The organism is Streptomyces sp. NPDC002734, from assembly GCF_040295685.1.
Taxonomy (GTDB): Bacteria; Actinomycetota; Actinomycetes; order Streptomycetales; family Streptomycetaceae; genus Streptomyces.
The window spans coordinates 69,397-87,770 of record NZ_JBEOVU010000032.1; the positions used below are offsets into that span (position 1 = coordinate 69,397).

Sequence of the window (18,374 nt, forward strand, 5' to 3'; positions counted from 1 at the left end):
GCGGAAACGTTCGCCGCGACGAGAAAATGGCGTTCGTCACATCGTTGGGACATCATCACGCCGCGTCCGGAGGGATTGCGCCCGCCGCCCATGAACGCAGGATTCGCGCGGGGGACGACGGGTAGGCGCCGCAGGATCGCCGCCGGGCCCCCGTCCGCACCCCTGTCCGACCTGCGAGAGGACGGGCAAAGGATTGGACAGGTCACCCGGTGACCGCCGCATGATGGAAACCGGACATCGCGCACCAGGGCACGCGCGGCGCCGCACACAGGACACAGACGTCGCAGCACACAGACGCAAGGGAGTCGCACCGTGAGGGTCGGAATCGTCGGAGCCACCGGTCAGGTCGGCACGGTCATGCGCAGGATCCTCGCCGAGCGGAACTTCCCCGTCACGGAGCTGCGCCTGTTCGCCTCTGCCCGCTCCGCCGGCCGCGACCTGGACGGCGTCACCGTCGAGGACGCCGCCACCGCCGACTACTCGGGCCTGGACATCGTCCTCTTCTCGGCCGGCGGCGCCACCTCCAAGGCCCTCGCCGAGAAGGTCGCCTCCCAGGGCGCCGTGGTGATCGACAACTCCTCCGCCTGGCGCAAGGACCCCGAGGTCCCGCTGGTCGTCTCCGAGGTCAACCCGCACGCGATCGCCGACCGCCCCAAGGGCATCATCGCCAACCCGAACTGCACCACCATGGCCGCCATGCCGGTGCTGCGCCCGCTCCACGACGAGGCCGGCCTCGAGGCCCTGGTCGCCACCACCTACCAGGCCGTCTCCGGCTCCGGCGTGGCCGGCGTGGCCGAGCTGCACGGCCAGGTCCGCAAGGTGGTCGAGGAGGCCGACAAGCTCGCCCACGACGGCTCCGCCGTGGAGTTCCCCGAGCCCGACGTCTACAAGCGGCCCATCGCCTTCAACGTGCTGCCCTTCGCCGGCAACCTCGTCGAGGACGGCCTGAACGAGACCGACGAGGAGCAGAAGCTCCGCAACGAGTCCCGCAAGATCCTGGAGATCCCCGGCCTCAAGGTCTCCGGCACCTGCGTGCGCGTGCCCGTCTTCTCCGGTCACTCCCTCCAGGTGAACGCCCGCTTCGCCCGCCCGATCAGCCCCGAGCGCGCCGCCGAGCTGCTGGCCGACGCCCCCGGCGTCGTCCTCACCGACATCCCCACCCCGCTCCAGGCGGCCGGCCAGGACCCCTCCTTCGTGGGCCGCATCCGCCGCGACGAGACGGTGGAGAACGGCCTCGCGCTGTTCGTCTCCAACGACAACCTGCGCAAGGGCGCCGCGCTGAACGCCGTCCAGATCGCGGAGCTGGTCGCCGCGGAGCTCTCCGCGAAGTAGTCGCCACCCGTCATCGGCACGCCGGGCGGTCACCCTCACGGGTGGCCGCCCGTCGCGGTTTCCCGGCGTTGTCCACAGGGGGTCCGCGCGGTTCGTCCACAGGCGGAGTTACCTCATCGCGCGGAGGCCGGAGCCCGTGGAAGGATGGCGCAACCTACGCACAACGAGGAGATGACCGCGTGCCTGGCACCAATCTGACCCGCGAAGAGGCACAGCAGCGGGCCGAGCTGCTCACCGTCGACTCGTACGAGATCGAGCTCGACATCTCCGGCGCCCCGGAGGGGGAGGCGACCTACAGGTCCGTCACCACGGTGCGCTTCACCTCCGCCCGCGACGCGGAGTCCTTCATCGACCTGGTCGCGCCCGCCGTCCTGGAGGTCACGCTCAACGGTGACCCGCTGGACCCGGCCGAGGTCTTCCAGGACTCGCGGATCGCGCTGCCCGGCCTGCTCGAGGGACCCAACGTCCTGCGGGTCGTCGCGGACTGCGCCTACACCAACACCGGTGAGGGCCTGCACCGCTTCGTCGACCCGGTCGACGAGCAGACCTACCTGTACACCCAGTTCGAGGTCCCGGACGCCCGCCGCGTCTTCGCCTCGTTCGAGCAGCCGGACCTCAAGGCGACGTTCCGGTTCACCGTGAAGGCCCCCGAGGGCTGGAGCGTGATCTCCAACTCGCCCACCCCGGAGGCCAAGGACGGCGTCTGGGCCTTCGATCCGACGCCGCGGATCTCGTCCTACATCACCGCGCTGATCGCCGGCCCGTACCACTCGGTGCACAGCACCTACGAGAAGGACGGCCGCACGGTCCCGCTCGGCATCTACTGCCGCCCCTCGCTGGCCGAGCACCTCGACGCCGACCACATCTTCGAGGTCACCCGTCTGGGCTTCGACTGGTTCGAGGAGAAGTTCGACCACGCGTACCCGTTCGCCAAGTACGACCAGCTCTTCGTGCCGGAGTTCAACGCCGGCGCCATGGAGAACGCGGGCGCGGTCACCATCCGCGACCAGTACGTCTTCCGCTCCAAGGTCACCGACGCCGCCTACGAGCGCCGCGCCGAGACGATCCTCCACGAGCTGGCCCACATGTGGTTCGGCGACCTGGTCACCATGGAGTGGTGGAACGACCTCTGGCTGAACGAGTCGTTCGCCACCTACACCTCGGTCGCCTGCCAGGCCGCCGCGCCCGGCTCCCGCTGGCCGCACGCCTGGACGACGTTCGCCAACTCCGAGAAGACCTGGGCGTACCGGCAGGACCAGCTGCCGTCCACCCACCCGATCATGGCGGACATCAACGACCTCGAAGACGTCATGGTCAACTTCGACGGCATCACCTACGCCAAGGGCGCCAGCGTCCTGAAGCAGCTGGTGGCGTACGTCGGCGAGGACGAGTTCTTCCGCGGCGTGCAGGCCTACTTCAAGCGCCACGCCTTCGGCAACACGCGTCTGCCCGACCTGCTGGGCGCGCTGGAGGAGACCTCCGGCCGCGACCTGAAGAACTGGTCGAAGAAGTGGCTGGAGACGGCCGGCATCAACATCCTGCGTCCCGAGCTCGAGACCGACGACGCCGGTGTCATCACCTCCTTCGCCGTCCGCCAGGAGGCCCCCGCGCTGCCCGCCGGCGCCAAGGGCCAGGCGCTGCTGCGCCCGCACCGCATCGCGATCGGCCTCTACGCCCTCGACGCGGCGAGCGGCAAGCTGGTGCGCACCGAGCGCCTCGAGCTGGACGTCGACGGCGAGCTGACCGAGGTCCCGCAGCTGGTCGGCACGGCCCGCCCGGACGTCGTCCTGCTCAACGACGACGACCTGTCCTACGCCAAGGTCCGCCTCGACGAGCGCTCGCTGGCCTTCGTCACCGAGCACCTCGGCGACTTCGAGTCCTCCCTGCCGCGCGCCCTGTGCTGGGCCTCCGCCTGGGACATGACCCGCGACGGCGAGCTGGCCACCCGCGACTACCTGGAGCTGGTGCTCTCCGGCATCGCCAAGGAGTCCGACATCGGCGTCGTCCAGTCCCTGCACCGGCAGGTCAAGCTGGCGCTGGAGACGTACGCCGCCCCGGCCGACCGGGACGCCCTGCTGGCCCGCTGGACCGAGGCCACCCTGGCCCACCTGCGGTCCGCCGAGCCGGGCAGCGACCACCAGCTCGCCTGGGCCCGCGCCTTCGCCGACGCGGCCCGCACGCCGGACCAGCTGGACCTGCTCGAGGCCCTGCTCGACGGTTCCCGCAGCCTCGACGGTCTCGCCGTCGACGCCGAGCTGCGCTGGGCCCTGGTGCAGCGGCTCGCCGCCACCGGCCGGTTCGACGAGACGGAGATCGCCGCCGAGTACGAGCGCGACCGCACCGCGGCCGGCGAGCGGCACGCCGCCACGGCCCGCGCCGCGCGGCCGACGCCGGAGGCCAAGGCCGAGGCGTGGGCGGCGGTCGTCGAGTCCGACAAGCTGCCCAACGCCGTGCAGGAAGCCGTGATCATGGGCTTCGTGCAGAGCGAGCAGCGGGAGCTGCTGGCGCCGTACACGGAGAAGTACTTCGAGGCGCTGAAGGGCGTCTGGGGGTCCCGCTCCTTCGAGCTCGCCTCACAGATCGCGGTGGGCCTGTACCCCGGCATCCAGGTCTCCGAGGACACGCTGGCCCGTACCGACGCGTGGCTGTCCTCCGCCGAGCCGGTCGCGGCGCTGCGGCGCATCGTGACCGAGTCGCGTGCGGGCGTGGAGCGCGCCCTGCGCGCCCAGGCGGCCGACCAGGCCGCCGCCGGCGCGAGGTGACGCACCGCAGCTGACCCGCGGCGCGCGGGGAAGGCAAGGCGAGGAACGCAAGGAGGGGGCGCCCGGTACCACCGGGCGCCCCCTCCCGCGTCACGGGACCAGCGTCACGCGGCCGCGTCGCACCCCTGGGCGGCCAGCGCCCGGGCGAGGTCGTCGCGCGCCTCGAGGACCAGGCGCCGCAGCGCCGGCGCCGCGTCCTCGTGCGCCGTCAGCCACGCGTCGGTCGCCTCCAGCGTGGCGGCGGAGTCCTGGAGCCACGGGTACAGCCCCTGCACCAGGTCCTGGCCGATCTGGATCGACCGCTGCGCCCACACCCGCTCCAGCATCGCGAAGTACCGCTCCGCGTACGGCGCGAGCAGCCCCCGCTGGGACGGCTGGGAGAACCCGCCGATGGTCGCCTCCACCAGCGCGTTGGACAGCGCGTCCGACTCCACGAGCGCGTCCCACGCCTCGGCCTTGACCGCCTCCGACGGCCGCGCCGCCAGGCACCGCACCTGACGCCGCTCGCCCGACGCGGTGTTGTCCCGGGCCCGCTCCTCGGCGAGCGCCGCCTCGTCGGCGAGCCCGTGCGCGGCCAGCGGCTCCAGGAAGTCCCAGCGCAACTCCTGGTCGATCTCCAGGCCGTCGATCTTCTCGGTGCCGTCCAGCAGCCCCCGCAGCAGCGCGAACTCGCCCTCGGCCGAGGCGGTGGAGGCCAGGAACCGGGCCCAGGCGAGCTGGTGCTCCCCGCCCGCCTCGGCCGCCCGCAGCTCCCGCAGCGCGCCCTCGGCCAGCAGCCGCTCGCCCTCCGGCCGCCAGAGCGGCGTCGCGTAGCGCACCAGAGCGGTGCGGGCCCAGGCGTGGAGCATCTGCAGCACGCCGATCTCGCTCTCCACCCCGGCGAACCGCACCACCAGCGCCACGAACTCACGGGCCGGCAGCAGCGCGTCCCGGGTCATGTTCCACAGCGCCGACCAGCACAGCGCCCGCGCCAGCGGGTCCGTCATCGAGCCGAGGTGCTCGCGCAGCGTCGCCAGCGAGGTCTCGTCGAAGCGGGCCTTGCAGTAGGTGAGGTCGTCGTCGTTGACCAGCACCAGGTCCGGCGCGTCCGCGCCGGCCAGGTCGCCGATCACCGTGCGGGCGCCGGCCACGTCGGCCTCGGCGCGGGCGTAGCGGACCAGCTCGCCCCCGTCGACCCGGTACAGGCCGATCGCGACCCGGTGCGGGCGCAGCGTCGGGTGGGACTCGGCGGCCTCCTGCAGCACCGCCAGCTCCTCGACCCGCCCGTCGGAGTCCAGCAGCACCTGCGGGGTGAGCGAGTTGACCCCGGCGGTCTGCAGCCAGGCCTTGGCCCAGGACGTCATGTCCCGGCCGCTGGTCTCGCCGAGCACCGACAGCAGGTCGCCGAGCCGCGTGTTGCCGTAGGCGTGGCGCTTGAAGTAGCGGCGCGCGCCCTCCAGGAAGGCGTCCCGGCCCGCGTAGGCCACCAGCTGCTTGAGCACGCTGGCGCCCTTGGCGTAGGTGATGCCGTCGAAGTTGAGCTTGGCGTCCTCCAGGTCGCGGATGTCCGCGGTGACCGGGTGCGTGGAGGGCAGCTGGTCGGCCCGGTAGGCCCACGACTTGCGCATGTTGGCGAAGCTGATCCAGCCGTCGGTGAACCGGGTGGCCTCGACCAGGGAGAAGGTGCCCATGAAGTCGGCGAAGGACTCCTTGAGCCACAGGTCGTCCCACCACTCCATGGTGACCAGGTCGCCGAACCACATGTGGGCCATCTCGTGGAGGATGGTGGTGGCCCGCCGCTCGTAGGAGGTCCGGGTCACCTTGCCCCGGTAGATGTACTCCTCGCGGAAGGTGACCATGCCCGGGTTCTCCATGGCGCCCAGGTTGTACTCGGGCACGAAGGCCTGGTCGTACTTGCCGAACGGGTACGGGTAGTCGAAGTTCTCGTGGAAGAAGTCCAGGCCCTGCTTGGTGATCAGGAAGACGTCGTCGGCGTCGAAGTACGGGGCCAGCCCCTTGCGGCACATCGCGCCCAGCGGGATCTCCAGCCGGGTGCCGTCGGGCAGCTCACGGCTGTAGCTGTCGGTGACGTAGTGGTACGGGCCGGCCACGACCGCCGTGATGTAGGTGGAGATCGGCCGGGTCTCCGCGAACCGCCACACGCCGTCGGTGAGTTCGCCGGCGCCGTTGCTCCACGCCGTCCAGCCCTCGGGGGCGCGCACCTCGAAGCGGAACGGCGCCTTGAGGTCGGGCTGCTCGAAGTTCGCGAAGACGCGCCGGGCGTCGGCGGGCTCGTACTGCGTGTAGAGGTAGACCTCGCCGTCCTCCGGGTCGACGAAGCGGTGCATGCCCTCGCCGGTGCGGGAGTAGGCGCACCGCGCGTCGACGACCAGCTCGTTCTCGGCGGCGAGGTCCTCCAGCTGGATGCGCGAGCCGTCGAAGACGGCGCCGGGGTCCAGGTCGCGTCCGTTGAGGGACACCGCGGTGACGCTCGGCGCGATCAGGTCCGCGAAGGTCGCGGCGCCGGGCTCGGCGCAGCGGAAGCGGATGGTGGTGACGGAGCGGAAGGTCCGCGGTCCGTCACCCGTGTGCTCCCCGAGGGCCGAACGCAGGTCGAGCGACACCTCGTAGGCGTCGACCGACAGCAGCGCGGCCCGCTCGCGGGCCTCCTCGCGGGACAGATTCTCACCGGGCAAGGGTGGTCTCCTCCGGGTCTGGGCATCTGTGGACGATCAGCGGGTGATGATCGGCGACGATCCTTTCACGGGCGCCGGAACCGGGCATCCGGGAATTGACCGGGCCGGCGGCGTGTTGGGGCAGGCAGCCGACCGTCACACGCATCCTAGGAGCGCCATGTCCGAGACGACCGCCGCCAGGACCCCGGTGGACTTCTGGTTCGACCCGCTGTGCCCCTGGGCCTGGATGACCTCCCGCTGGATGCTGGAGGTCGAGAAGGTCCGGGACGTCGAGGTCCGCTGGCACGTCATGAGCCTCGCCGTCCTCAACGAGGACAAGCTCGACGAACTCCCGCCCGAGTACCGCGAGATGCTGGAGAAGAAGGCCTGGGGGCCGGTGCGGGTGGTGACGGCGGCCTGGCAGAAGCACGGGCAGGAGGTCGTCGGCCCGCTCTACACGGCGCTGGGCACCCGCATCCACAACAAGGGGGAGGGCACCACCCCCGAGGCCGTGGCCGGGGCGCTGGCCGACGTGGGCCTGCCCGCCGAGCTCATGGAGTACCACAACCAGGAGGACTTCGAGTTCGACGCCGAGCTGCGCGCCTCGCACCGGGAGGGCATCGAGAAGGTCGGCCAGGAGGTCGGCACCCCGGTCATCGCCGTGCCCGGCGACGACGGTGAGCAGATAGCGTTCTTCGGCCCGGTCGTCACCCCCGCCCCCCAGGGCGAGGAGGCCGCGCGGCTGTGGGACGGCACGCTGGCCGTGGCCTCTGTGCCGGGCTTCTACGAGATCAAGCGCACCCGCACCAAGGGCCCGGACTTCTCCAACCTGGTCTGAGACACCCGGCCGCCCCGGCGGCGTGCGGAACGCGAAGGCCCCGGCTCGCAGAGCCGGGGCCTTCGCGCGTGCCCCCGCGGGGGCGGGGTGCCGGGGGCGGGGTGCGCCGCCGTCAGCCTCGGCGCTCGAGCAGCTTCCAGACGGTCGGCAGCACGCCCATGGCCAGCGCGGCCTTGAGCACGTCGCCCAGCAGGAACGGGGTGAACCCGGCGGCGAGGGTCTGGCCCGCGGAGAGGTCGAGGGCGAAGGAGAGGTACGGCAGGCCCACGGCGTAGATCACCGCGGAGCCCAGCAGCATGGTCCCGGCCATTCGCAGCGGCGTGCGGTCCGCGCCGCGGCGGGCCAGCGCGCCCACCATGGCGGAGGCCAGCACCATGCCGATGACGTAACCGAACGACGGGGCGGCGACGCCCGAGGCGCCCTCGGCGAACCACGGCATGCCCGCCATGCCCGCGAGCAGGTAGACCAGCATCGACAGCAGCCCGCGGCCCGCGCCCAGCGCGCTGCCCACCAGGAGCACGGCGAAGGTCTGGCCCGTGACCGGGACCGGGGAACCCGGGATCGGCAGGGCGAGCTGGGCCGCGACACCGGTCAGCACGGCGCCGGAGAGGACGAGGGCCGCGTCCCGGACGCGGGTGGCGGGCAGCAGATCGGCGAGGACCTGCCCGGAGCGGGCGGGGGCGGCTGCGGTGCTCATGGGTCTCTCCGCGGGGTGGGGGATCGGCTCGCGCCGGGCCGGCACGAACAGGTGAACAGGCGTCACAGGAGCTTGTTCGAACACGACGACGCTATCCCAGGGAGTTCGGCGGCATCACCGTCCGTGCTCGACAAAGGCCGGATCGACGACGTCGTGGGTATCGCACAAATTACCCGCGTCGGAGCGCGACGAGGAGTGACGCTGGTCACCCCGGGGTCTTGTGGAGACCCGCCAAAACGGCCCGGAGGGTAAGCGGAATCTCACCCTCCGCATTGTGGCCGTTAGCATTCCGGTCCCGGGCCCCGAACCCGGACGGCGTCGGTCAGACTCGCTGCATGTCACGCACCACCCCAGAAGCCGCGGCGGGCACGGCCCCGTCCTCGCCGCCGGCCCCCGCGCCCGGTCCGTCCTCCCCGGATTCCGCCGCCCTCGGTCACGGCCTCAAGCAGCGCCACCTGTCGATGATCGCGCTCGGCGGCGTCATCGGCGCCGGGCTGTTCGTCGGCTCCGGCGCCGGCATCGCCGCCGCCGGCCCCTCGATCGTGATCGCCTACGCGATCTCCGGGCTGCTGGTCATGCTGGTCATGCGGATGCTCGGCGAGATGTCCGCCGCCTACCCCTCCTCGGGCTCCTTCTCCTCCCACGCGGAGCGGGCGATCGGCCCCTGGGCGGGCTTCACCTCGGGCTGGGCGTTCTGGGTGATGCTCTCCACGGCCGTCGGCCTCGAGGGCATCGGCGCGGCGAAGATCGTCACCGGCTGGCTGCCCGGCACCCCGGAGTGGATGTGGGTCGCCCTCTTCATGGTGGTCTTCACCGGGACCAACCTGGCCGCCGTGAAGAACTTCGGCGAGTTCGAGTTCTGGTTCGCCGCGCTCAAGGTGGTGGCCATCGCCGCCTTCCTGGTGCTCGGCGTGCTCGCCGTCGCCGGGCTGCTGCCGGGCAGCGAGGGGACGGCCGGCGCCGACCTCTCCGAGATCATGCCCGGCGGGACGCACGGCCTGATCGTCGGTCTGCTGGCCTCCGTCTTCGCCTACGGCGGCATCGAGTCCGTCACGGTCGCGGCCGCCGAGTCCGAGGACCCGGTGCGCGGCGTGGCGAGCGCCGTCCGCACCGCGATGTGGCGGATCGGCCTCTTCTACATCGGCTCGATGGCCGTGATCGTGCTCCTGGTGCCGTGGAACGACCCCGCGCTGGTGGAGAAGGGACCCTACGTCGCCGCCCTGGACACCCTGGGGATCCCCGGCGCGGGCCAGATCATGAACGTGGTCGTCCTGGTCGCCCTGCTGTCCGCGATGAACGCCAACACCTACACCGCCTCCCGGGTGGCCTTCTCCCTGGTCCGCCGCGGCCAGGGCCCGAGGGCGCTGGGCCGGGTCCACGGCGGGGTGCCGCGGGCGGCCGTGCTGGCCTCCTCCGCCTTCGGCTTCTTCTGCGTGCTGCTCAGCTACTGGCGTCCGGACGACGTCTTCGCCTGGCTGCTCAACATGATCGGCGCGGTCATCCTGGTGATCTGGCTCTTCGTCGCCGTCTCGCAGCTGGTGCTGCGCCGGCGTCTGGAGCGCCAGGAGCCCGAGCGGATGACCGTCCGCATGTGGGCCTTCCCCGTGCTCACCTGGGTCGCCGTCGCGGGCATCGCGGCGATCTTCGTGCTGATGCTCATGGAGTCCGGCACCCGCGTCCAGGTGTTCTCCACCGGAGCGCTGACACTGGTCCTGGCCGCGGCGGGGTATGTGCGACAGAGGCGGGCCGTGCGCGCCGCCGGGTAGCGGGACCCGCGTACCGCGCACCTGTTCGCCGGAACTTGGCGGAACGGTCAGCGTTCCTCGACGGCCCTGTAACAGGGGTCGGATGCTGCTCCGTTCGGGGGAGGCAAGGGGCATGACGCACGACTTCCCCCTGGACCCCCTGCGCTCCTCCCTCCCCCGAGGTCCCGGCTTCGTCCGAGCAGGGGAGACGCCCGGCGCCGCCTCCTCCGGGGCGCGCCTGCTGGTCACCTCCGCCGAGCTGCGCGCCCACGGCGTGACACCCGCCCAGGCCGGAGCCCGCTGCCGGCCGGGCGGCACCTGGCAGCGGATGCTGCCCGGGGTCTACCTGCTGCGTCAGGGGGCGCCCACCGGCGAGGAGCGTCTGCACGCCGCCCTGCTCTACGCCTCCCGCCGGGAGGCCTCCGCGACCGCCGAGGACCGGCCGCAGGCCACCGCCGTCCCCGCCCAGCCCCGGCGCGACGACGCGCTCCACGCGGACGCCGTGGTCACCGGCCTGGCCGCGCTGGCCCTGCGGAACTTCGCCTCGGCGCCCGCCCTCTCCCTGCTCGACGTCGTCGACGTGCTGGTGCCGCGCGCCCGCCGGGTCCGCTCCACCGGGTGCGCCCGGGTGGTGCGCACGGCGCGGATGCCGGTGCCGGACCTGGCGTCCGGGGTCCCCGTCGCCCCGGTCGAGCGGGCCGTCGCCGACGCGGTGGCGCACCTGCCGGAGGACGCCGGGCCGTTCGCCGTCCGGCGGCTGTTCACCGAGGCGGTCCACGACGGCCACTGCGAGCCGTCCGCGCTCTTGCGCGAGCTGCGCAGGGCCCGGCTGTGCGGGCGGCCCCGGGTGGCGGAGGCGATGGAGGTCCTGGTGTCGGAGGGACGCGAGGCCGCCGAGGAGCGGCTGTACCGCATGGCCTGGGAGCACGGGCTGCCCGACCCGGTGTGGAACGTGGAGCTCCGCGTGCCCGAGGGGCCCTCGCTGGGCGCGGTGGACGCGTACTGGCCGGAGCAGGGGGTCGCCGTCGAGCTGGACGCCCCGGGCGACCTCGGCAAGCGGGAACGGCTCGAGCGGCTCGGGGTCACCGTGGTCCGCGTCCCCCGGGTCCGGCTCGCCACCCCGCAGGGCATGGAGCACCAGGCCGCCCTGATCCGCACCGCCCTGACCGCCGCCGACGGCGGCCGACCGGCCCCCCTGCTCGTCCTGCCGCGCTGACATCGGCGCCGACGGAACGCCGCGGACGACGGAACGCCCGGCGCGGGGAGTCCGCGCCGGGCGTTCCATGGGGTCCCGCGGGCGTCACGCGCCCGGCACGCCCGCCTTCGGCCCGTCCGTCTTCGGCCCGTCCGCCGGGGCGGCGGCTGCGGCCTCGCGGGCCGGGGCGTTGTGCCCCAGCTTCTGACGGACCAGCGCGATGCCCACCACGATCGCCGCGACCAGCAGCGTCAGCAGCATGATCTCCTGGTTGCCGAACTCCGTGTCGAACAGCATGTAGCCGATCACGTAGACGATGAACGCGATGCACGCCCAGGTCAGGTACGGGAAGAGCCACATCTTCACGACCAGCTTCTCCGGCGCCTCCCGCAGGATGATCCGCCGCATCCGCAGCTGCGACACGCAGATCACGAGCCACACGAAGAGCGCGACGGCGCCCGAGGAGCTCAGCAGGAAGTGGAAGACCTTGTCCGGGGAGACGTAGTTGAAGAAGACCGCGACGAACCCGAACGCCACCGAGGCGAGGATCGCGGCCCGCGGCACACCGTTGCGCGTGGTGGTCGCGAACGCCTTCGGCGCGTCACCGCGCTGACCGAGCGAGAAGGCCATCCGCGAGGCGGTGTACAGACCTGAGTTCAGGCAGGACAGCACCGACGTGAGGATGATGAAGTTCATGACCTCGCCGGCGTAGGGGATGCCCAGCGAGTCGAGCGCGGCCACGTACGAGCCGTCCTCCGCGATCTTCTTCGAGTCCCACGGCAGCAGGGTGACGACCACCAGGATCGAGCCCAGGTAGAAGACGCCGATCCGCCAGATGATGCTGTTGGTCGCCTTGGTGACGGCCTGCTGCGGGTCCTCCGCCTCACCGGCGGCCAGCGTCGGGATCTCCGAGCCCATGAAGGAGAAGACGACCATCAGGACGCCGATCATGATGGCGCCCGGGCCGTTCGGCAGGAAGCCGCCGTGCGCGGTGAGGTTGGACCACGAGGCCTGCTCGGCGTCGACGCCCGGCAGCACCCCGAAGATCGCCAGCAGACCGACCAGGATGAACGCGCCGATGGCGACGACCTTGATGCCCGCGAACCAGAACTCGAACTCGCCGTAGTTGCCCACCGAGGCGAGGTTGGTCGCGGTGAGCACCAGCATCACGATGAGCGCCCAGGCCCACTGCGGGACGGCCGGCACCCAGCCCTCCAGGATCACCGCGCCCGCCGTGGCCTCCACGGCGAGCACGACGACCCAGAAGAACCAGTAGAGCCAGCCGATGGAGAACCCGGCCCAGCGGCCCAGCGCGCGGTCGGCGTGTGCGGAGAAGGAGCCGGAGGTCGGGTTGGCGACCGACATCTCGCCGAGCATCCGCATCACGAAGACGACGAGCGCGCCCACCAGGGCGTACGAGAGCAGGATGCCGGGGCCCGCGGCGGCGATGCCGCTGCTGGAGCCGACGAAGAGCCCGGCGCCGATGACGCCGCCGATGGCGATCATCGTCAGGTGCCGGTTCTTGAGGCCTGCCTGGAGGCCGGAGCCCCCATGTCCTCCTGGAGTCATGAAGTTCTTTCCTTTTCGCCGGGGTACGTCGGGCAACGCCGGGACGGTGCGTGTGAGGTTTCCCCTGCCCTCGTGAGGCATGCGGGGTCACCCGTGAACGAGGGTTCAGTGAATCGGAGGGAACGCGTTCGAGGAACCTTAGGTTCCGGATTGTTATCGCCGTTTTGCCTGCGGTCCTATGGTCCAGATCACAGTTTGCGAAGAGCGTGAGCCGTCCGCCGGCCGTCCCCCCACGCACACCGGCGGCCCGTGGCCGTGTCACACTCGGACCATGCGCGTCTATCTCGGCTCCGACCACGCCGGTTACGAACTGAAGAACCACCTCGTCGAGTGGCTGAAGGCCGCCGGCCACGAGCCGGTGGACTGCGGCCCCCACATCTACGACGCCCAGGACGACTACCCGCCCTTCTGTCTCCGCGCGGCGGAGCGCACCGCGGCCGACGAGGGTTCCCTCGGCGTGGTGATCGGCGGCTCGGGCAACGGCGAGCAGATCGCCGCCAACAAGGTCGCGGGCGTGCGGTCCTCGCTGGCCTGGAGCGAGCAGACGGCCGCCCTCGGCCGTGAGCACAACAACGCCAACGTGGTGGCCGTCGGCGCCCGCATGCACTCCCAGGAGGAGGCGACGAAGTTCGTCGAGATCTTCCTGAACACGCCGTTCTCCGGCGACGAGCGCCACATCCGCCGCATCGAGATGCTCGCGGACTACGAGAAGAGCGGGGACCTCCCGCCGATCCCGGCCCACCACCCCCAGCAGTAGTCGCACACGCCACGCCCCTGGACCTCGCCGGCCCCCGTACGACGTGTACGGGGGCCGCGCCGTGGACAGGGCAGAACGGAGAAGGCCCCGTGCCGGAAGGGCACACCATCCACCGGCTCGCCCAGGACTGCGCCGAGCGCTTCCTCGGCGCCCCGGTGCGCGTCAGCAGCCCGCAGGGCAAGTTCGCCGACGGCGCCGCCCTCCTCGACGGCGCGGAGATGACCTCCGCCGAGGCGCACGGCAAGCACCTCTTCCTCGGCTTCCGCGACGCCGACTGGGTCCACGTCCACCTCGGCCTGTTCGGCAAGGTCGCCTTCGGGCCCGTCCCGCCGCCCCCGCCCACCGACACCGTGCGCCTGCGCCTGACCGGCCCGTCCGCCGTCATGGACCTGCGCGGCCCCACCGCGTGCGCGCTGATCACCCCGGGGGAGAAGCAGGCGATACACCAGCGCCTGGGCCCCGACCCGTTGCGTGAGGACGCCGACCCGGACCTGGCCTGGCGCCGGATCTCCCGCAGCCGCACCACCGTCGCCGCCCTGCTGATGGACCAGAAGGTGGTGGCGGGCGTCGGGAACGTCTACCGCGCCGAGGTGCTCTTCCGGCACGGCGTGGACCCCTACCTGCCCGGCAGGGAGCTCACCCGCGGGCAGTGGGACGCGATCTGGGCCGACCTGGTGGAGCTGATGCGCGAGGGCGTCCGGCACAACCGGATCGACACCGTGCGCCCCGAGCACACCCCCGACGCCATGGGCCGCGCCCCCCGCGTCGACGACCACGGCGGCGAGGTCTACGTCTACCGCCGCCACGGCCAGGCCTGTCACGTCTGCGGGGAGGCCGTGCGCACCGCCGAGCTGGCCGCCCGCAACCTGTTCTGGTGCCCTGGCTGCCAGCCGACGAACGCGCCGGGCGTGTGACCGGCGCGCGGGAGGCCGGGGGGAGCGCCGCGGAGGGCGCCGGGGCCACCAGGGACCTCCGGCCCGAATCCGGCCCCGGACGGGGGACAAGTGGGACCACCCGTGCCAGGAGGGGGGTCCGCTGGATAGGGTCCCAAGCGATGGCAGCAGGACGGAAGCGGCGCTCGGCCGCAGACACGTTCACGGCCCGGATGAAGAAGCAGTTCCACCGGGCCCGCATCGGCCTGCGCAAAGCCGCCGTCGACTGGTTCCGGGGCGACGGGTCCGACTGGATCGCCTTCGTCGCCCTGCTCCTGACCATTCCCCTGATCGCGAGCCTGACCCTCGCCAACGCCGTCTGGTTCACCCCGGCGGCCCTGGTGCTGCCCATCGTGGCGGGCGGCCTGCTGCTGCGCCCCGCCAGCCTGCTCGCGCTGTACGCGGCCGCCGCGACGGCGCTGATCGTGGAGGCGCTGGCCCTGCGGCCCTATCCGGACGGCTTCGCGCGGGTCACCCCCGGCGTGGTGCTGGTGGTGGCCGCCTGCGGCTTCGTCGGCCTGATGGTGGCCCAGTTCCGCAGCCGGGTCGGCGTGCCCTGGCGGCGCGGCGGCACCATGCTCTTCGACCTGCGCGAGCGGATCCGCGCGCAGAGCGCGCTGCCGGACCTGCCCGAGGGGTGGCACCGGGAGATGGCTCTGCGTCCGGCCGGCGGCCAGTCCTTCTCCGGCGACTTCGTGGTCGCGGCCCGCACCAACGAGGGCCGCACCCTGGAGGTCGTCCTCACCGACGTCTCCGGCAAGGGCATGGACGCCGGCTCCCGGGCGCTGCTGCTGTCCGGGGCCTTCGGCGGTCTGCTGGGCTCCCTGCCGCCGCACGCCTTCCTGCCCGCCGCCAACGGCTACCTGCTGCGGCAGGACTGGGAGGAGGGCTTCGCCACCTCCATCCACCTGGTCCTCGACCTGGAGAGCGGCGACTACGAGCTCTACTCGGCCGGCCACCCGCCGGGCCTTCAGCTGTGCGCGGGCACCGGCCGCTGGGAGGAGAAGACCGCCGAGGGCCCGCTGCTGGGCGTCTACGACGGCGCCACCTTCGACCCGTGCAAGGGGTCGCTGCGCCCGGGCGACGTCCTGATGCTCTTCACCGACGGACTGGTCGAGACGGCCGAGCGGGACCTGGTCGAGGGCATCGACCGCCTCACCGGCGAGGCCGACCGGTACGTGGTGGGCGGTTTCCAGGGCGCCGCCTGGCACCTGATCGAGGCCGTCGCCAAGGACGTCAACGACGACCGGGCCCTCCTCCTCATCTCCCGCGCCGCCTGACGTCACCGGACCGGCCCCGTGCCCGTGGTCCCTCGCACGGCACAGCACAGCACGACGCAGCACGGCACATCACGGCGAAGGCCCCGCCCGCGCTCCTGGCGCGTGACGGGGCCTTCGCCGTGTTCCGTCGTCCCTCAGACCCCGGCGGGGACCTTGGAGCGCTCCCCGGCGCCCTGTCCCTCGGCGGGGGCCGAGGTCTTCCGGGCGTTCAGGGCGGCCTGGTCCTCGCGGAAGAAGCGGTCCAGGTTGGGCTCCAGCACCGGCTTCAGCAGTGTGCGCACCGGCTTGGTGCACAGCAGCGTCACCACGGTCACGGCGAGCACCGTGCACAGCAGCGCGCCCAGCGGGCCCTGAGCCCAGCCGTGGTCGAACCAGCCGAACCAGATGCCGCTCTTGATCAGGAAGCCGTGCAGCAGGTAGCCGGAGATGGTGCCGGCGCCCAGCGAGGTGAACCACAGCCGCCGGCCGGGCACCCAGGCGAAGAAGCAGGCCGTGAGCAGCACCGAGCAGCCGAACATGCCCAGCGTCATCAGCGGACCGATCCACCAGTCGCCGCCCAGCTCCTCGGCGGCGTCCCGGTGGTAGAACCACGCGGTCGTCATGTTGCCCTTGGCCCACCAGCCGACGACCAGCGCGAGGGCGAACACCGGCACCGCCAGCAGCCGCGTGCGCCAGGTGCGCACCAGCTTGAAGTGCTCCGGCTTCAGGCACAGACCCAGCACGAAGTACGGCAGGAACTGCAGCGCGCGCTGCATGTCCAGGTCGTTGCCGATCCTCGGCGAGACGGTCGCCAGCATCGCGATCGCCAGAGCCAGGACCAGCGGGTGGCGCAGCGACCGCCAGATCGGCGTGGTCAGCCGCCAGACGAAGAGAGCGGCCAGGAACCAGGTCAGGTACCAGGGGTCCAGCAGGCTGATCGGGGCGCCGGGCTCGTGCAGCCACTTGCGGAACATCGAGTACGCGAGCTCGAAGAAGAGGTACGGGACCACCACGCCGCTCACCAGACGCTTGATCTGGTGCGGCTTGAACGCGAAGGACCGCGAGAAGTAGCCCGAGATGACGATGAACGCCGGCATGTGGAACGCGTACACGACCATGTACAGCACGCCCATGGGGCGGTTGCCGTCACGGAGCGGTTCCCAGACGTGTCCCATGGCCACGAGGGCGATGGCCAGGTACTTGGCGTTGTCGAAGAAGGAGTCGCGCCCGTCGCCCGCTGGGAGCGATCTGGCCCGGCTTCGCTGCTGACTGCTGTGCGGCTGCGGCGCGTTCACCGGCGACCACCCCGCGGGCGGGGGTGGGCGGACCGGACGTTCGTCGTCGCACGTGAGGGGGACGAGGCAACGTGAAACATCTGAGGCACCCTAGCGTCGGTTGTACGAATCCGTAAAAACGCCGGGTCGGTGAATTACCGCCTCGCCCTCGGATACCCCCGTATTCACCTGCGATGTCTTCGATTTCTGTGACGATCGGCACAAGCTCGCAGCGGGACCATAGGTACCGAACAGGGCTTTTAGCTGCGCCTATTTCATCTCAAATGATGCCAAGTCGGGCATGGGCCCCATGGCTGTTCGTGAACGCCGTACGAGGGTTGCGTGCGTAGGGAAACGAATGTGCGGGGATTATCCGGATTACCTTTCGGAGGAATTGCCGAAGATTTCTTCCCTTACGATCGTCACTTTTCCCCTACGTCTCGAACATGCGGACGACGGGTGTCCCTGCTACCTCAGGGGCCGTACGTGCGGCGTGAGTTGAGTGGCACGATGGGTTGGCCGGGGGTGGGCCGGGTACACCCCCATGCGGCGCAGCGGACCGACCGAGGGTGTGATCAGACGTGGCCATTTCTTTGTCCGTGGTGCTTCTGCTGGGGATCGTCCTCGTTGTCCTGATCCGGGGCGGATCCCTGAAGGCGGGGCCCGCGGTCGTCGCCATGCTCTTCGGCTTCTTCCTCGCCTCCACGGGGATGGCCGACGACATTCAGCGGTTCCTCGATTCGCTGGCGTCGATGATCAACTCGATAAGCCTCTGACCGCCGCGACCGTCCTCCGGAGGCCCGGAAGAAGCGTTTCCCCCGGGAGGCACGCCGGTACCGGAAAAAGACGAAGGCCCAGTTGAGAGAGTCCTCTCGACTGGGCCTTCGTGTGCCTGGAGCGGGCGACGGGAATCGAACCCGCGTAGCTAGTTTGGAAGACTAGGGCTCTACCATTGAGCTACGCCCGCGAAGGGTTGCGCCGGTGGCCGGGCCACGGCGACAGAAGGCATGTTAGCGGGTCGTCGCACCCCCCTGCACCTTCCTTCGCGCGCCGCGCCCCCCGCGCGGCCGCCCGGCGCGGGTGACGGCCCGTCCTTCCCCCGGTCGGAGGGGCCGAATCCGGCGGCCGGCGACCCCCGCCGCGTGTACCCTACGGATCGCACCTGACGGGGTGTGGCGCAGCTTGGTAGCGCGTCCGCTTTGGGAGCGGAAGGCCGTGGGTTCAAATCCCGCCACCCCGACACCGAACGATCACCGGGCACCACCTTGGCGTCCGGTGATCGCCTTTTGGGCGGTGTGGCGGCTGCGGTTACTATGCAAGCGCGCCCGTGTGCAGTCAGCCGTGAAGCTTCAGAGCCTGA

13 protein-coding genes and 2 tRNA genes are annotated in these 18,374 nt (G+C 71.6%); 10 read left to right on the forward strand and 5 right to left on the reverse strand.

Annotation, left to right across the window (positions count from 1 at the left end; all coding sequences use genetic code 11):
• Window positions 1–312 precede the first annotated feature (312 nt).
• Together ABT026_RS25165 and pepN (ABT026_RS25170) are read left to right on the forward strand one after the other, a co-directional pair.
• Window positions 313–1,332, forward strand: coding sequence for an aspartate-semialdehyde dehydrogenase (locus ABT026_RS25165; RefSeq protein WP_351117425.1), 1,020 nt, complete (start codon window positions 313–315; stop codon window positions 1,330–1,332).
• Window positions 1,333–1,511: 179 nt separating this feature from the next.
• The gene (gene pepN, locus ABT026_RS25170) at window positions 1,512–4,094 is read left to right on the forward strand and encodes an aminopeptidase N (protein ID WP_351117426.1); all 2,583 of its coding nucleotides are present in this window, start codon (window positions 1,512–1,514) and stop codon (window positions 4,092–4,094) included.
• 104 nt (window positions 4,095–4,198) lie between these two features.
• Here the strand turns inward: pepN (ABT026_RS25170) and pepN (ABT026_RS25175) are convergent, their stop codons facing one another.
• Entirely contained in the window at window positions 4,199–6,769 is a 2,571-nt protein-coding gene (gene pepN, locus ABT026_RS25175; protein ID WP_351117427.1) for an aminopeptidase N, read from the reverse strand.
• A gap of 157 nt (window positions 6,770–6,926) precedes the next feature.
• Here pepN (ABT026_RS25175) and ABT026_RS25180 point away from each other — a divergent pair, with 157 nt between their 5' ends.
• Window positions 6,927–7,586, forward strand: coding sequence for a mycothiol-dependent nitroreductase Rv2466c family protein (locus ABT026_RS25180; RefSeq protein WP_351117428.1), 660 nt, complete (start codon window positions 6,927–6,929; stop codon window positions 7,584–7,586).
• Window positions 7,587–7,698: 112 nt separating this feature from the next.
• On the opposite strand, the gene ABT026_RS25185 is transcribed toward ABT026_RS25180, so the two are convergent.
• Window positions 7,699–8,283 carry a biotin transporter BioY gene (locus ABT026_RS25185; RefSeq protein WP_351117429.1) on the reverse strand — a complete coding sequence of 195 codons (585 nt, stop codon included), beginning with the start codon at window positions 8,281–8,283 and terminating at the stop codon, window positions 7,699–7,701.
• Window positions 8,284–8,618: 335 nt separating this feature from the next.
• Here ABT026_RS25185 and ABT026_RS25190 point away from each other — a divergent pair, with 335 nt between their 5' ends.
• Both ABT026_RS25190 and ABT026_RS25195 read left to right on the forward strand, forming a co-directional pair.
• On the forward strand, window positions 8,619–10,049 hold the full coding sequence (locus ABT026_RS25190) for an amino acid permease (RefSeq protein ID WP_351117430.1): 1,431 nt from the start codon (window positions 8,619–8,621) through the stop codon (window positions 10,047–10,049).
• A gap of 112 nt (window positions 10,050–10,161) precedes the next feature.
• Window positions 10,162–11,244, forward strand: coding sequence for a hypothetical protein (locus tag ABT026_RS25195; protein ID WP_351117431.1), 1,083 nt, complete (start codon window positions 10,162–10,164; stop codon window positions 11,242–11,244).
• An 84-nt stretch (window positions 11,245–11,328) separates the two neighbouring features.
• Here the strand turns inward: ABT026_RS25195 and ABT026_RS25200 are convergent, their stop codons facing one another.
• Complete coding sequence (locus ABT026_RS25200; protein ID WP_351117432.1) at window positions 11,329–12,792, reverse strand: amino acid permease; 1,464 nt, start codon at window positions 12,790–12,792, stop codon at window positions 11,329–11,331.
• 271 nt (window positions 12,793–13,063) lie between these two features.
• On the opposite strand from ABT026_RS25200, the gene ABT026_RS25205 reads away from it, so the two are divergent.
• From ABT026_RS25205 to ABT026_RS25215, 3 genes are all read left to right on the forward strand, one after another.
• A complete protein-coding gene (locus ABT026_RS25205) occupies window positions 13,064–13,549 on the forward strand; it encodes a ribose-5-phosphate isomerase (RefSeq protein WP_351117433.1) in 486 nt (161 codons plus the stop codon).
• A gap of 89 nt (window positions 13,550–13,638) precedes the next feature.
• Window positions 13,639–14,463: an Fpg/Nei family DNA glycosylase gene (locus tag ABT026_RS25210; RefSeq protein WP_351117434.1), complete on the forward strand. Its 825-nt coding sequence runs from the start codon at window positions 13,639–13,641 to the stop codon at window positions 14,461–14,463.
• Between the two features lie 140 nt (window positions 14,464–14,603).
• Window positions 14,604–15,761 (forward strand): SpoIIE family protein phosphatase, encoded by a 1,158-nt coding sequence (locus ABT026_RS25215; RefSeq protein ID WP_351117435.1) that lies wholly within the window; start codon window positions 14,604–14,606, stop codon window positions 15,759–15,761.
• Window positions 15,762–15,895: 134 nt separating this feature from the next.
• Here the strand turns inward: ABT026_RS25215 and ABT026_RS25220 are convergent, their stop codons facing one another.
• The gene (locus ABT026_RS25220) at window positions 15,896–17,035 is read right to left on the reverse strand and encodes an acyltransferase family protein (RefSeq protein WP_351117436.1); all 1,140 of its coding nucleotides are present in this window, start codon (window positions 17,033–17,035) and stop codon (window positions 15,896–15,898) included.
• Between the two features lie 560 nt (window positions 17,036–17,595).
• Here ABT026_RS25220 and ABT026_RS25225 point away from each other — a divergent pair.
• On the forward strand, window positions 17,596–17,790 hold the full coding sequence (locus ABT026_RS25225; RefSeq protein ID WP_351117437.1) for a hypothetical protein: 195 nt from the start codon (window positions 17,596–17,598) through the stop codon (window positions 17,788–17,790).
• A 117-nt stretch (window positions 17,791–17,907) separates the two neighbouring features.
• Here ABT026_RS25225 and ABT026_RS25230 read toward each other — a convergent pair.
• Window positions 17,908–17,981 (reverse strand) — tRNA-Gly (locus tag ABT026_RS25230).
• Window positions 17,982–18,180: 199 nt separating this feature from the next.
• Between ABT026_RS25230 and ABT026_RS25235 the strand changes: the two genes are divergently transcribed.
• Window positions 18,181–18,254, forward strand: a tRNA-Pro gene (locus ABT026_RS25235).
• Window positions 18,255–18,374: the final 120 nt, after the last annotated feature.